This window comes from Nocardioides aequoreus, from assembly GCF_000720335.1.
GTDB lineage: Bacteria > Actinomycetota > Actinomycetes > Propionibacteriales > Nocardioidaceae > Marmoricola > Marmoricola aequoreus.
On the sequence record NZ_JOJN01000001.1, the window covers coordinates 33,281 to 45,848 of the forward strand.

At 73.6% G+C, this 12,568-nt stretch carries 13 protein-coding genes; 7 read left to right on the forward strand and 6 right to left on the reverse strand.

Annotated elements, in window-relative coordinates; translation table 11 throughout:
• Positions 1-32 precede the first annotated feature (32 nt).
• Positions 33-497: a DUF2177 family protein gene (locus IG63_RS21175; protein ID WP_169741736.1), complete on the forward strand. Its 465-nt coding sequence runs from the start codon at positions 33-35 to the stop codon at positions 495-497.
• Here IG63_RS21175 and IG63_RS0100145 read toward each other — a convergent pair.
• The 3 genes from IG63_RS0100145 to dapA all read right to left on the reverse strand — a co-directional run bounded on the left by IG63_RS0100145 (position 494) and on the right by dapA (position 5,118).
• Entirely contained in the window at positions 494-2,350 is a 1,857-nt protein-coding gene (locus IG63_RS0100145; RefSeq protein WP_084596422.1) for an ATP-binding protein, read from the reverse strand. The two genes, IG63_RS21175 and IG63_RS0100145, sit on opposite strands and share 4 nt — an antisense overlap.
• A 186-nt stretch (positions 2,351-2,536) precedes the next feature.
• Positions 2,537-4,228, reverse strand: coding sequence for a ribonuclease J (locus IG63_RS0100150; RefSeq protein ID WP_030482352.1), 1,692 nt, complete (start codon positions 4,226-4,228; stop codon positions 2,537-2,539).
• A complete protein-coding gene (gene dapA, locus IG63_RS0100155; protein WP_030482353.1) occupies positions 4,225-5,118 on the reverse strand; it encodes a 4-hydroxy-tetrahydrodipicolinate synthase in 894 nt (297 codons plus the stop codon). Before dapA ends, IG63_RS0100150 begins: the two co-directional genes overlap by 4 nt.
• Positions 5,119-5,191: 73 nt before the next feature.
• Here dapA and IG63_RS21925 point away from each other — a divergent pair, with 73 nt between their 5' ends.
• Complete coding sequence (locus IG63_RS21925) at positions 5,192-5,596, forward strand: TM2 domain-containing protein (RefSeq protein ID WP_030482354.1); 405 nt, start codon at positions 5,192-5,194, stop codon at positions 5,594-5,596.
• Positions 5,597-5,614: 18 nt separating this feature from the next.
• Here the strand turns inward: IG63_RS21925 and IG63_RS0100165 are convergent, their stop codons facing one another.
• Together IG63_RS0100165 and IG63_RS0100170 are read right to left on the reverse strand one after the other, a co-directional pair.
• The gene (locus tag IG63_RS0100165) at positions 5,615-6,100 is read right to left on the reverse strand and encodes a dihydrofolate reductase (protein WP_245604201.1); all 486 of its coding nucleotides are present in this window, start codon (positions 6,098-6,100) and stop codon (positions 5,615-5,617) included.
• 57 nt (positions 6,101-6,157) lie between these two features.
• Positions 6,158-6,973: a thymidylate synthase gene (locus IG63_RS0100170; RefSeq protein ID WP_030482356.1), complete on the reverse strand. Its 816-nt coding sequence runs from the start codon at positions 6,971-6,973 to the stop codon at positions 6,158-6,160.
• Positions 6,974-6,996: 23 nt separating this feature from the next.
• On the opposite strand from IG63_RS0100170, the gene IG63_RS0100175 reads away from it, so the two are divergent.
• Entirely contained in the window at positions 6,997-7,542 is a 546-nt protein-coding gene (locus tag IG63_RS0100175; RefSeq protein WP_030482357.1) for a GNAT family N-acetyltransferase, read from the forward strand.
• 441 nt (positions 7,543-7,983) lie between these two features.
• On the opposite strand, the gene dapB is transcribed toward IG63_RS0100175, so the two are convergent.
• Entirely contained in the window at positions 7,984-8,724 is a 741-nt protein-coding gene (gene dapB, locus IG63_RS0100180; RefSeq protein ID WP_030482358.1) for a 4-hydroxy-tetrahydrodipicolinate reductase, read from the reverse strand.
• Between the two features lie 165 nt (positions 8,725-8,889).
• Between dapB and IG63_RS0100185 the strand changes: the two genes are divergently transcribed.
• The 4 genes from IG63_RS0100185 to IG63_RS0100200 are packed head-to-tail and all read left to right on the forward strand — an operon-like array spanning position 8,890 to position 12,348.
• Positions 8,890-9,828, forward strand: coding sequence for an ABC transporter ATP-binding protein (locus IG63_RS0100185; RefSeq protein WP_030482359.1), 939 nt, complete (start codon positions 8,890-8,892; stop codon positions 9,826-9,828).
• Positions 9,825-10,655: an ABC transporter permease gene (locus IG63_RS0100190; RefSeq protein ID WP_157209957.1), complete on the forward strand. Its 831-nt coding sequence runs from the start codon at positions 9,825-9,827 to the stop codon at positions 10,653-10,655. The genes IG63_RS0100185 and IG63_RS0100190 overlap by 4 nt, the downstream gene beginning before the upstream one ends.
• Positions 10,652-11,746 (forward strand): sensor histidine kinase, encoded by a 1,095-nt coding sequence (locus tag IG63_RS0100195; RefSeq protein ID WP_051705988.1) that lies wholly within the window; start codon positions 10,652-10,654, stop codon positions 11,744-11,746. Before IG63_RS0100190 ends, IG63_RS0100195 begins: the two co-directional genes overlap by 4 nt.
• Complete coding sequence (locus IG63_RS0100200; RefSeq protein WP_030482362.1) at positions 11,740-12,348, forward strand: response regulator transcription factor; 609 nt, start codon at positions 11,740-11,742, stop codon at positions 12,346-12,348. Before IG63_RS0100195 ends, IG63_RS0100200 begins: the two co-directional genes overlap by 7 nt.
• Positions 12,349-12,568 lie beyond the last annotated feature (220 nt).

Here is a 12,568-nt window from a genome sequence, read left to right on the forward strand (position 1 = left end):
GGAACCACACGCCGTCGGGGTACTCCCCGGTCATGACGCCGCCGGACGCCGCCCCCTCCCCCTGGCCGAGCTCGTACGCCGTGACGCTCGCCGTGTTCGTGCTGGTCGACGGGCTGTGGATCGCCCTGGTGGCCACCCGCCTCTACGAGGCCGAGATGCCGCAGCTGGTGCGGGACCAGCCGCAGTGGGTGCCCGCGGTCGTCTTCTACCTGCTCTTCGTCGCCGCGCTGGTGCACCTGGCCGTGCGCCCGGGGGTGGCCCGGCGGTCGGTGCGGCACGGCGCCACGCAGGGTGCGGTGCTCGGCCTGACGGCGTACGCCACCTACGCGCTGACCAACCTGGCGGTGATCGACGGCTTCGCCACCGCGGCGGCGCTCGCCGACCTCGCGTGGGGCGGCGTGCTGGGCGCGAGCGTGGCGGCCCTGGCCACGGCGGTGCTCAGCGCGCGTGCCCGGCGGCAGGTCGGGCCCCGGAGGCACCGCGACGCGCGGAACTAGCTGCCGGCGCCCTGCACCACGTGCTCGCCGGCGTCACCGGTGTGGGCGACCTCGCTGTCCTCACCCAGGCGCGGGAGGCGCAGCCGGAAGACGCTGCCCCGGCCCAGCTCGGAGGAGACCAGGATCTCGCCGCGGTGCATCTGCGCGATGCGCCGCGAGATCGCCAGGCCGAGCCCGGTGCCAGGGATCGAGAGCGCCTCGGGGTTGCTGGAGCGGTGGAAGGCGGAGAAGAGCTGCACCTGGTCGGCCGCGGAGATGCCCAGGCCGGTGTCGGAGACCTCGACGGTGGCCCGGTGCTCGTCCTGCAGCACCCGGACCTTCACCCAGCCGCCGCGCGGCGTGTACTTCACGGCGTTGCCCACGAGGTTGTCCACGACCTTGCCGAGCTCGTCGGGGTCGGCCGTGACCATCACGGGGGCGTCGTCGTCGCCGAGCTCGAGGCTGACGGCGACGTCGCCCTGCTCGGCCGACATCGCAATCAGGTCGATGCTCTGCTCGGCGAGCATCCGCAGGTCGACGGGGATCCGCACGGACTCGCGACGGTCCTGCAGCTGCGAGTAGTTGAGCAGGTTCTGCACCAGGCGGTTGAGCCGGTCGGCGTTGCGGCTGATCGCGTCGACGGAGGCGATGCCGGTGTCGAGGTCCTCGAGCAGCTCGATGTGGCCGATGATCGAGGTCAGCGGCGTCTTCAGCTCGTGCGAGATGGTGGCGATCAGCTCGCCCTTGTAGCGGTCGAGCTCCTGCAGCTCGCCCACCAGCTGGCGCTCGCGGTCGTAGAGCCGGGCGTTGAGCACGACGCGGCCGAGCGTGCGGCCGACCTCCATCACGGCTGTCTGCTCGTCCTGGGTCCACGGCTGCTCGACGTCGCGGGCGAGCAGCACGTAGCCGAGCACCTCGCGGCCCACGCCGATGGGGGTGAGCAGGAGCGCCGCGTCGCGGTGCGACTCGACGAGCTCGCGCAGGTCGGCGGACTGCTCGGGGGTGAGTCCGGTGTCGAGGTCGAGCACGGTCGGGGTCGCGACGACCACCGGGCGGCCCAGCCGGGCGGCGCGGACGGCGAGCAGGCCGAGCACCTGGATGATGTGGGTGACCTGCTCGGTGTCGTCGACGGGCCAGGCCGCGGTGCCGTCGACCTGCGCCATGTCACCGCTGGGGAAGCAGCGCACCCAGACGTGCTCGGTGCGCAGGCCCCTGCCCACCGCCTGGGCGGCCTCGCGCAGGGAGACGTCGAGCGAGGAGAGCTGACCGGCGGAGGAGACCGAGCGCAGCATCTCGCCCATCCGCACCTGGTCGCCGAGCCGCTCGCGCTGCTGGGCGTTGTACATCGCCAGGCCCGCCTGGACGACGAACATCTCGAGCAGCTCGCGCTCCTCGCGGTTGGGGATCCGGTTGCCGGGGGGCAGGTCGACCGACATGTTGCCGAGCAGCTGGCCGGTGGCGGAGTAGAGCGGTGCGTAGAGCGCGTCGAGGGGGTGCCAGGCGTCAGGCCCCTGGTCGGGCTCGAACTCGGGCACCCAGGCCGACTCCTCGAGCGCGTCGGGCATCCGGTCGTGGGGCACGAAGCGCAGCACGCCCCACTCGTCGGCCTGGGCGAACTCGTTGAAGATCGAGGCGACCGGTGTGCGGCGCCCGATGATCTGCTCGCGGACCTCCTCCGACCCGGCGACGGTCGTCATCACGAAGACCTCGCCCTCGAGCCGGGCGATCGCCGCGATGCCGTAGCCGAGCACCTCCACCACGCCGCGCGCGATCTCGTCGAGGACCTCGGAGAGGTCGGTCGAGGAGTTGACCCGCAGCATCAGCTCGTACAGCCGTCGGATCCCCTCGGCACGAGGAGACTCGGTCAGTTGCATGGGCACGGCTTCCGGCTGGTCTGGGGAGGTCGGCCGCACGCGTCACCGGACGACGCGGACACCCGGCGCGCCCGCATGCCGAGTGTAGGTCGAGATGTCTGATTCGTACCGAGGTTTGGTGCGTTCCGGCCCCGGCGCGTCACCAGGTCTAGGCCAGCACGCGGACGGGTCATCGCTCGGTGGTTCCTAGGCCTCGAGGACGACGGGGATGATCATCGGGCGGCGGCGGTGGGTGCCGCTGACCCACCGGCCGATGATGCGTCGGATCGTCTGCTGCAGCTGGTAGCTGTCGTCGACGCCCTCGCGCACGGCCTTGTCGATGGCGTCGACGATCGGCTGCCGGATGGCGTCGAAGGTGGTGTCGTCCTCGGCGAAGCCGCGGGCGTGGATCTCGGGGCCGCTGACGACCTTGCCGGTCTGGGAGTCGACCACCACGATCACCGAGATGAAGCCCTCCTCGCCGAGGATGCGGCGGTCCTTCAGCGAGCTCTCGGTCAGGTCGCCGACGGAGCTCCCGTCGACGAAGACGTAGCCGCAGTCGACCTTGCCGGTGATCCGGGCGCGCCCGTCGACCAGGTCGACGACCACGCCGTCCTCCGCGACGACGACGCGGTCGGCCGGGACGCCGGTCTCCCGGGCGAGCGCGGCGTTGGCCAGCATGTGCCGGATCTCGCCGTGCACCGGCATCACGTTGCGCGGACGCACGATGTTGTAGCAGTAGAGCAGCTCGCCGGCGCTGGCGTGGCCGCTGACGTGCACCAGGGCGTTGCCCTTGTGGACGACCCGGGCGCCGAGGCGCGAGAGCCCGTTGATCACCCGGTAGACGGCGTTCTCGTTGCCGGGGATCAGCGAGGAGGCCAGCACCACGGTGTCCTCGGGCTCGATGTGCACGAAGCTGTGGTTGCGCTGGGCGATGCGCGACAGCGCCGAGAGCGGCTCGCCCTGCGAGCCCGTGGAGATCAGCACCACCCGGTCGGGGGGCATGTCGGCGAGCGCCTTGGCGTCGACCAGCAGGTCCCGCGGGACGTCGAGGTAGCCGAGCTCGCGCGCGATCGTCATGTTGCGGACCATCGAGCGGCCGACGTAGGCGACCTTGCGGCCGTGGGCCGCGGCGGCGTCCATGACCTGCTGCACGCGGTGCACGTGGGAGGCGAAGCAGGCCACGATGATGCGGCCCTCGCTGGAGCGGAAGACGCCCTCGAGGACGGGGGTGATCTCCTTCTCCGAGGTCGTGAAGCCGGGCACCTCGGCGTTGGTGGAGTCGGTGAGGAAGAGGTCGACCCCCTCCTCGCCCAGCCGCGCGAAGGCGCGCAGGTCGGTGATCCGCCCGTCGAGGGGCAGCTGGTCCATCTTGAAGTCGCCCGTGTGCAGCACGTTGCCCGCGGGGGTGCGGATCATGACCGCGAGCGCGTCGGGGATGGAGTGGTTGACCGCCACGAACTCCAGGTCGAAGGGGCCGAAGGAGACCCGGTCGCCCTCGGCCACGACCGCCTTCACGGTGTTCTTGAGCCGGTGCTCGCGCAGCTTGGAGCCGACCAGCGCGAGGGTCAGGTTGGAGCCCACCAGCGGGATGTCCTGGCGCTCGCGGAGCAGGTAGGGCACCGCGCCGACGTGGTCCTCGTGTCCGTGGGTGAGCACGAGCGCGTCGATGTCGTCGAGCCGGTCACGGATGGAGTCGAAGTCGGGCAGGATCAGGTCGACGCCGGGGTGGTTCTCCTCGGGGAAGAGGACGCCGCAGTCGACGACCAGCAGCCGCCCGGCGTGCTCGAAGACCGTCATGTTGCGGCCGACCTCGCCCAGGCCGCCCAGCGCGGTCACGCGCAGGCCGCCCTTCGGCAGGGCCGGGGGCGGGGACAGCTCGGGGTGGGGGTGGCTCACAGCAGGCCTGCCTTCTCGAGCGCGGCACGCAGGGCCGCCAGCTCGGTGTCGTCGAGGGGCACGAGCGGGCCGCGCACCGTGCGGTGGGTCAGCACGCCCAGCAGCTCCATCGCGGCCTTGGCGGTGGTGGCGCCGTAGTTGGGCACCCCCATCACGGCCTCGACCACCGGCAGCAGCCCGGTGAAGGTCTCCAGCGCGCCCGCGTGGTCGCCGGCGTCGAACTGCTCGACCACCCGGCGGATGCGCTCACCGGCGGCGTGGGCCGCGACCGAGACGATGCCGCAGCCGCCGTGGGCGAGGTAGCCGAGCAGCAGCCCGTCGTCGCCGGAGTAGACGGAGTAGCCCAGCTGCCGCAGCGCGACGGTGGCGAGCGGGTCGCCGGTGGCGTGCTTGACCGACGTGACGGTCTCCAGGCGCGCGGCGGCCTCGTAGGTCTCGGCCGGGATCGCCTGGCCGGTGCGTCCCGGCACGTCGTAGAGCATCACCGGGAGGTCGGTGGCGCGCGCGACCTCGGTGAAGTGGTGCAGCAGCCCCGCCGCGCCCGGCTTGCTGTAGTACGGCGCCACCAGGAGCACGGCGTCGACGCCGATCTTCTCGGCCTGCACGGCGAGCTCGACGGAGTGCGAGGTGGAGTTGGTGCCGACGCCGGCGACCACGGTGCCCCGGTCGCCCACCGCGTCCTTGACCGCGCGCAGGATCTCGCCGTCCTCGGCCACGGTGGTGGTCGGGGACTCCCCCGTGGTGCCGCTGACCACCACGCCGTCGTTGCCGTGGTCGAGCAGGTACGACGCGACCCGGCCGACGCCGTCGGGGTCGACGCGGCCGTCGGGGTCGAACGGCGTGACCATCGCGGTCAGCACCCGGCCGTGGGGGGCGGCTGGCAGGCTCATGGGAGCCAGGCTAGTACGCCGCGTGCCGCGGGCCGCGACCCCGAGTGGGTGACGGCGTACTACGGTCGGCGCCATGACCCAGAGCCCCAGCCCCGCCGGATGGCGCAGCCCGGCCGACGGCAGCTACATGCTGGCCCACGTGGGGCAGGAGTACGGGCCGTACGGCTACGTGCAGCTGCAGCAGATGGCGCTCGCGGGCCAGCTCCGCGGCGACGCCCAGCTGCGCGACATCGCCGGCGGCGGCTGGTTCGCCGCCAAGCAGCTGCCCGGCCTCTTCTCCGACCGCGACTGGCTCGTCGCCGTGCTGCTCTCGGCCTTCCTCGGCCAGCTCGGGGTCGACCGCTTCTACCTCGGCCAGATCGGTCTCGGCGTGCTGAAGCTGATCACGCTCGGGGGCTGCGGCATCTGGTGGCTCATCGACCTGGTGCTCATCGCCCTGCGCAAGGTGCCCGACGTGGATGGCCGGCAGCTGGCGTAGCCGCCCGGGCCGGCGGGCTCAGCGCCGGCTGAGCCAGCGCACCGTCCAGGTGGGGTCGTCGTCGGGGTGGACCTCGCGGCGTAGCTCCACCCAGTCGGCCTCGTCGAAGTCGGGGTAGAAGGTGTCGCCCTCGGGCTCCAGGTCGACCTCGCTGAGCACCTGCTCGGTGGCCAGGTCGAGCGCCTCGGCGTACAGCCTGGCGCCGCCGCCGATGTTGACCAGCTCGGCGTCGAGCTCGGACCCCAGCCGGACCGCCTCGGGCACCGAGCGGGCGACGAGCACCCCCTCGTGCGACCAGTCGGGGTCGCTGGTGACCACGATGCTCTGGCGGTCGGGCAGCGGCCGGCCGATGCTCTCGAAGGTGCTGCGGCCCATCACCAGCGGGTGGCCCACCGTGACGCGCTTGAAGTGCGCCCAGTCGGCGGGGAGGCTCCAGGGGATGCTGCCGTCGCGGCCGATGACGCCGTTGCGGGCGCGGGCGGCCACCATGACGATGCGGGACACGGGAGGGCTCCTCGAGGGACGGCGGGGTCGGACGGGTCTGCCGGGGGTCGGCCGGGATCAGACGGCGATCGGGGCCTTGATGCCCGGATGGGGGTCGTACCCCTCCACGCGCACGTCATCGAGGTCGAAGCCGTCGATCTCGCGCACCGAGGGATCGAGCCACAGCCGCGGCAGCGGCCGCGGCTCCCGCGTGAGCTGCAGCTCGGCCTGCTCGAGGTGGTTGAGGTAGAGGTGCGCGTCGCCCAGCGTGTGCACGAAGTCGCCGACCCCGAGGTCGGTCACCTGCGCGACCATGTGCGTCAGCAGGGCGTACGACGCGATGTTGAAGGGCACGCCGAGGAAGACGTCGGCCGAGCGCTGGTAGAGCTGGCAGGAGAGTCGGCCGCGCTCCTCCCCCGCCGCGGGCGGGGCGACGTAGAACTGGAACATCGTGTGGCACGGCGCCAGGGCCATGTCGGGGACGTCGGCGACGTTCCACGCCGAGACGACGTGGCGCCGGGAGTCGGGGTCGCGGCGGATCTGCTCGACCACCTGCGCCACCTGGTCGACGTGGCGGCCGTCGGGGGTGGGCCAGGAGCGCCACTGGTAGCCGTAGACCGGCCCGAGGTCGCCCTGCTCGTCGGCCCACTCGTCCCAGATCGTGATGCCGCGGTCCTGGAGCCACGTGACGTTGGTGTCGCCGCGCAGGAACCACAGCAGCTCGCCGAAGACCGAGCGCGTGTGCACCTTCTTGGTCGTCACCAGCGGGAAGCCCTCGCGCAGGTCGAAGCGCATCTGGTGGCCGAAGACGCTCCGGGTGCCGGTGCCGGTGCGGTCGGACTTCTCGGACCCCTCGTCGAGGACACGGCGGAGGAGGTCGAGGTAGGCCTGCATGGTCCTCAACCTACAATTTGGGCGTGCCTGCTGCCGACGTGTCCGCGCGCGTCGCCTGGGACGCCGACGCCCCCGCCATCGCCGAGGTGCAGGTGCGCGCCTGGCGGGCGTCGTACGCCGGCCTGCTCCCCGCCGAGGTGCTCGACGGGCTCGATGCCGCGCAGCTCGCCGAGGGCTGGGAGGCGTCGATGCGGCGTCCGAAGGACGCCCGGCAGCGGGTGCTGGTCGGCCTGGAGCGCGCGACGGTCACCGGCTTCGTCGTGACCGCGCCCGCCACCGACCCCGACTGCGACCCGATCGCGACCGGCGAGCTCAGCGACCTCACCGTCGACCCGGAGCGGCGCGGCGACGGCCACGGCTCGCGGCTGCTGCAGGCTGCCGTCGACACGCTCGTCGCCGACCGCTTCACCCGGGCCGTCACGTGGCTGCCGGCCGCGGGCGACGACCTGCGCGCCTTCCTGGAGTCGACCGGCTGGGCGCCCGACGGCGCCCACCGCACGCTGGACCTGACCGGCGACGGCACCACCACGGTCAAGCAGGTGCGCCTGCACACCGCGCTCGTCGACTGACCACCGCCGACGGGAGGCCGCCGGCGACGCCGGGGTCCGGGGCCACCCGAGAGGGGCACCGGACCTCCGGCGTGCGCAGGCTCACCTCGTGACGCCGGGCGTGGACCGACCGCCGTCGACGCACCCCCGAGTGCTTGCCCGACCCGTGGCAGGAGGACGGACCGAGGGGTCCGTGTGCCCAGCACGGACCCCTCGGCCCTGGGAACCTGATCGACCTGGGGGAAGGCGATCAGGACACGACGACCGACGTGGGAACTGCCGGGCCGTCGTGGGGTACGAAGGATCGGGAAGACCGGGGTAGCGGTGGAGATGAACCGTTCGTCCCACTTGTGGGGGGACGTCATCATCATGCCCCGCTCAAAGCCGCGGAACCACATGTTTACGGATGCACGATCCTGCGCTGCACGATCGTGCAGACCTGGCACTGCTGCAAGCGCTCCCTCAGGAGTCGAGGAACGCCTCGAGCCCGACGGTCAGTCCCGGGTGCCCGCCGATCGCGCGGAGCCCCAGCAGCACCCCTGGGGTGAAGGAGACCCGGTCGAGGGAGTCGTGCCGGATGGTGAGCGTCTCCCCCACGCCGCCGAGCACGACCTCCTGGTGGGCGACCAGGCCGCGGACCCGCAGGGCGTGCACGCGGACGCCGTCGACGTCGGCGCCCCGGGCGCCCTCGAGCGCGGTGCTCGTGGCGTCGGGCTGCGGCGGCAGGCCGGCCTCACGGCGCGCGGCCGCGACGAGCTGCGCCGTACGCCGCGCGGTCCCAGAGGGCGCGTCGGCCTTGTCGGGGTGGTGCAGCTCGACCACCTCGACCGACTCGTAGTAGCGCGCGGCCTCGGCGGCGAAGCGCATCATCAGCACCGCGCCCACGGAGAAGTTGGGGGCGACGAGCACGCCGGTGCCCGGGGCGTCGGCCAGCCAGCCGCGCAGCGTCTCCAGCCGCTCGTCGTCGAAGCCGGTGGTGCCGACGACCGCGTCGACGCCGTGCTCGACGCACCAGCGCAGGTTGTCCATCACCACGTCGGGGTGGGTGAAGTCGACGACGGCCTCGGCGGTCTCCAGCAGGGCGAGGTCGTCACCGGCGTCGACCTCCGCCACGAGCTCCATGTCGTCGGCCTCGCGCATGGCGGCACACACCTCGCGCCCGACCTTGCCCCTGGCTCCCAGCACTCCCACCCGCAGCGTCATGCCGGTCAGGCTAGTGCGGCTCCTCGACGGCGCCGACCCGCCCCGCGGACCCGCCGATCCGCCCGGGATGCGGCAGCGGCGACGGGCCGGGGATGACAGCTGTCACGGGCAGGTCGTGACAGGGGCCGCATCCGTCGCACGCCGTGCCACGGCAGCGTGGGGACCATGCACCGGACCGACGCCCCCGCCATCCGCCTGCGCGACGTCACGCGCACCTTCCCCTCCGCCGACGGCACCGTCCGTGCCGTCGACGGCATCGACCTGACCGTCGGCGGGGGCGAGGTCGTCGCCCTGCTCGGCCCCAACGGCGCCGGCAAGACCACGACGCTCGACATGGTGCTCGGGCTGGTCGCGCCGTCCAGCGGCTCGGTCATGGTGTACGGCGCCCCACCCCGCGAGGCCGTCGCCGCCGGACGGGTCTCGGCGGTGCTCCAGACCGGCGGCCTGCTGCGCGACCTGCGCGTCGGGGAGACGGTGGAGCTGATCGCGTCGATGTACGCCGCGCCCGCTCCCGTCGCGCAGGTGATGGCACGGGCCGGGCTCGAGGGCATCGCCGGGCGGCTGGTCTCGCGCTGCAGCGGCGGCGAGCAGCAGCGGCTCCGCTTCGCCCTGGCCCTGCTGCCCGACCCCGACCTGCTGGTGCTGGACGAGCCGACCGCGGGCATGGACGTGACCGCCCGCCGCGACTTCTGGGCGACCATGCACGCCGAGGCCGAGGCCGGGCGCACCGTCGTCTTCGCCACGCACTACCTCGAGGAGGCCGACGCCTTCGCCGACCGCATCGTCCTGGTGGCCGGCGGCCGCGTCGTCGCCGACGGCCCCACGGCGCAGATCCGGGCGCACGCCACCGGCCGCGTCGTCCACGCCGACCTCGACCCCGCCACCGCCGCGGCGACCGCCGCGAGGCTGCGGGCGCTGCCCGGCGTCACGCAGGTCGACCTCGACGGCTCCCGCGTCAGCGTGCGTGCCGCGGACTCCGACGCCGTCGCCCTGGCCCTGCTGACCGGGCTCGGCGGCCGTGGCCTCGAGGTCGTCACGGGCTCCCTCGAGGACGCCTTCGTCCACCTCACCGAGCAGCAGCCCGTCCTGGAGGAGACCCGATGAGCACCGCCCCGACCACGAGCACCGCCACCACCGCCCCGACCACGGTGGGAGCCCGCACCGGCGGGCTGGTCAACACCACGCTGCTGCGGCTGGAGCTGCGCCGCGTGCTGCGCGACCGCGCCACGATCTTCTTCACCACGGCGCTGCCGGGCTTCTTCTACCTGATCTTCGGCGCCAGCCAGGACTACTCCGACGAGCCGCTGGGCAACGGCAACGTCGCGATGATGATCATGGTCTCGATGGCGGCGTACGGCGCGGTCACGGCGACCGTCTCCATCGGCGGCGCCGCCGCGCTGGAGCGGATGCAGGGCTGGGGGCGACAGCTGGGACTGACGCCGCTACGCGACGCGACGTACGTCGTGACCAAGGCGCTGGTCGCCGTGATCGTCGCCGCGATGCCGATCGCCCTGGTCTTCGCCCTCGGAGCCGTCTCCGGCGCGCGTGCCGACGCGCTGGCCTGGGTGCTCTCGGCGCTGGTGGTCCTCGTCGGGGCCGCGGTCTTCGCGCTCTACGGCCTGTGCTTCGGGCTGGCGTTCCGCTCCGAGGCGGCGCTCAGCGCGGCGAGCGGGAGCATCGTGGTGCTCGGCTTCCTGGGCAACATCTTCGTGCCGCTCTCGGGACTGCTGCTCGACGTCGCGCGCTTCACGCCGCTCTACGGCTACGTCACGCTGGCCCGCCACCCGGTCACCGAGGGCCTCGTGGTCACCGGCAGCGACGGGACGCGCACGGAGTCGATCTGGATCGCCGTCGCTAACGTGGGCGGGTGGACGCTGCTGCTGGCCGTGCTGGCGACGCTGCTGGTGCGCCGCGGCCGCTCGCGCCAGTGACCACCGACGGCCCCGCGGACCCGCTCGCCCCGCGCGACCCCTGGGAGCGCTTCGGCTGGTTGATGTGGTCGGGCTGGCTGGTCTTCCTCGCCTTCCCGCTGGTGGCGTCGCTCGCCTCCGACGAGACCACCACCCGGCTGCTCGGCCCGGTCGTGGTGGTGGCCTTCGCCGCCGTGTACGTCGTCGAGGTGCTGCGGCTCACCCGCGGGCGCCAGGCCGACCTGCCGGTGCCCGAGCCGGTGCTGGCCCTGGTGCTCCTGGTGGCGCTGGCCCTGGCGGCGGTGCCGCTGATCGGGGCGGGCGCGCTGTCCTTCACCCCCTTCGTGCAGTCCTTCGCCGTCTTCGGGCTGCCGCGGCCCGCCTGGTGGCTCTTCGCCGTCGGCGGCCTGGTCGCGGTGTCGACGGGCACGTGGCTGCTGCTCGGGCCCGACGAGCTGACGCTGGTCTTCATCCTGGTCGGCGTCACGGCGGCCGCGGCGGCGGGGCGCCTGCTCGGCGAGCACAGCGAGGCCTACGGCACCGCGGTGCGTGGACGCGACGTCGCCGAGGAGCGCGAGCGGGTCGCCCGCGACGTGCACGACGTGCTCGGCCACAGCCTCACGGTCCTCTCCATCAAGGCCGAGCTGGCGCAGCGGCTCCTCGACGCCGACCCCGAGCGTGCGCGGGCCGAGCTGGCCGACATCGCCCGACTCTCCCGCGAGGCGCTGGGCGAGGTCCGCGCCACGGTCGGCGGCCTGCGCGCCGCCCGGCTCGCCGACGAGCTCACCGGCGCCGGCCGGGCGCTGGCCGACCGCGGCATCGACGCCGACCTGCCCGACGACGTCCGCGTCGCCGACCCGCGCTACCGACCCGTGATGGGGTGGGTGCTGCGCGAGGCGGTGACCAACGTGGTGCGCCACAGCGGCGCGCGGCGCTGCGTCGTACGGCTGGAGGAGCGGTCGCTGGTGGTGGAGGACGACGGGCGCGGTCTCGCCGGGTCCCGCGAGGGACACGGGCTGCGCGGGCTGCGCGAGCGGGTGGAGCAGAGCGGCGGCCGCTTCGCGGTCGGCGGCGGCGAGCGCGGCGGCGTACGGCTGGAGGTGCGGTGGTGATCCGGCTGCTGCTGGCCGACGACCAGGTGCTGGTGCGCGACGCGCTGGCCGCGCTGCTCGACCTCGAGAGCGACCTCAGCGTGGTCGCGACGGTGGGCCGCGGCGACGAGGTGGTCGGCGCCGCCCGCGCGCACGCGCCCGACGTCTGCCTGCTCGACCTCGAGATGCCCGGCCTCGACGGCGTCGAGGCGACCAGCGCCGTCCGCGCCGCGCTGCCCGGCACACGCGTGCTGATCGTGACGACCTTCGGCCGCCCCGGCTACCTGCGGCGGGCCCTCGACGCCGGCGCCGCGGGCTTCGTGGTCAAGGACATCCCGGCGGCCGAGCTCGTGGAGGCGGTACGCCGCGTGCACGCCGGCCTGCGCGTCGTCGACCCGACCCTGGCGACGGAGTCGCTGCTCGGCGGCACCAGCCCGCTGACCGAGCGCGAGACCGAGGTGCTGCGCCGGGCGCTCGAGGGCGCCCCGGTCGCCCGCATCGCGGCGTCCCTCCACCTCTCCCCCGGCACCGTGCGCAACCACCTCTCCTCGGCCATCGGCAAGACCGGCACCACCACCCGGGTCGAGGCCGCCCGCACCGCCCAGGACCGCGGCTGGCTCTGACCCCCGCCGACCCGTCACTCCCCGACCGCCCACACGTGACTGGCTAACCGCCGACACGTCACTCCCTGACCGCCCACACGTCACTCCCGGACCGTCGTCGACGTCAAACCCGGCTGCCACGCCGCGGCTCGCACCCGGCCGTCAGGCAGTGACCTCTCGGCGGTCAGCCAGTGACCTCTCGGCGGTCAGCCAGTGACCTCTCGATGGTCAGCCAGTGACC

Coding starts and splice junctions, on each gene's coding strand:
- IG63_RS21175 (WP_169741736.1), top strand. CDS start 33: ATGACGCCGCCGGACGCCGCCCCCTCCCCCTGGCCGAGCTCGTACGCC.
- IG63_RS0100145 (WP_084596422.1), bottom strand. CDS start 2,350: ATGCAACTGACCGAGTCTCCTCGTGCCGAGGGGATCCGACGGCTGTAC.
- dapA (WP_030482353.1), bottom strand. CDS start 5,118: ATGAGCCTGCCAGCCGCCCCCCACGGCCGGGTGCTGACCGCGATGGTC.
- IG63_RS21925 (WP_030482354.1), top strand. CDS start 5,192: ATGACCCAGAGCCCCAGCCCCGCCGGATGGCGCAGCCCGGCCGACGGC.
- IG63_RS0100170 (WP_030482356.1), bottom strand. CDS start 6,973: ATGCAGGCCTACCTCGACCTCCTCCGCCGTGTCCTCGACGAGGGGTCC.
- dapB (WP_030482358.1), bottom strand. CDS start 8,724: ATGACGCTGCGGGTGGGAGTGCTGGGAGCCAGGGGCAAGGTCGGGCGC.
- IG63_RS0100185 (WP_030482359.1), top strand. CDS start 8,890: ATGCACCGGACCGACGCCCCCGCCATCCGCCTGCGCGACGTCACGCGC.
- IG63_RS0100190 (WP_157209957.1), top strand. CDS start 9,825: ATGAGCACCGCCCCGACCACGAGCACCGCCACCACCGCCCCGACCACG.